The organism is Streptococcus sp. 10F2 (genome assembly GCF_054331515.2).
Genome location: NZ_JBTGGE020000123.1, coordinates 1 through 669, shown reverse-complemented (window position 1 = coordinate 669; position 669 = coordinate 1). Strand labels below are relative to the sequence as shown.

Annotated in this window: 1 protein-coding gene; it reads left to right on the top strand. The window is 44.2% G+C overall.

Annotated features, from left to right (window positions below; translation table 11 throughout):
* The coding region (locus ACXM1Q_RS09340; protein ID WP_458517816.1) for a MucBP domain-containing protein at positions 1-669 on the top strand (669 nt) is incomplete at both ends.

The following is a 669-nucleotide window of genomic DNA, read 5'->3' as shown; positions in this document are numbered from 1 at the left end:
CTTGAAAGAAGAGCCAAAAGGATCCGTTGTGGTTCACTACAAGGATACAGAAGGCAACACTATCAAGGATTCTGTAAACGACGAAACAGATAAGCCAGTAGGTGAGGACTACACAACTACTGACAATAAACCAGAAATCATCCAAACTCCAGAAGGCAAGAAGTATAAACTAGTGCCAGACCGGACTCAAGGAGAAGAAACCGGTAAGATTGTCGAAGGAACGAAAGAAGTAACCTATGTCTACCAACAAGTCGGTGGAGCAGTTAATGCCCGCTACGTAATTGAGGGGACAGAAACAGAACTTCAAGCTCCAGCTGTTGTGAAGCCAGCCGACAGCCCAGTAGGTGAAGTCTATACAGCAACAAAACCAACTGAGATCGTCAAAGATGGCAAGACCTACGTTCTTTCAGCTACCAAACCTGTACGTGACTCTCAAGGCGATGCCCCAGAAACCGGTAAGGTTACAGAGGGAGAACAGACTGTTGTTTATCAATATGTCTTGAAAGAAGAGCCAAAAGGATCCGTTGTGGTTCACTACAAGGATACAGAAGGCAACACTATCAAGGATTCTGTAAACGACGAAACAGATAAGCCAGTAGGTGAGGACTACACAACTACTGACAATAAACCAGAAATCATCCAAACTCCAGAAGGCAAGAAGTATAAACT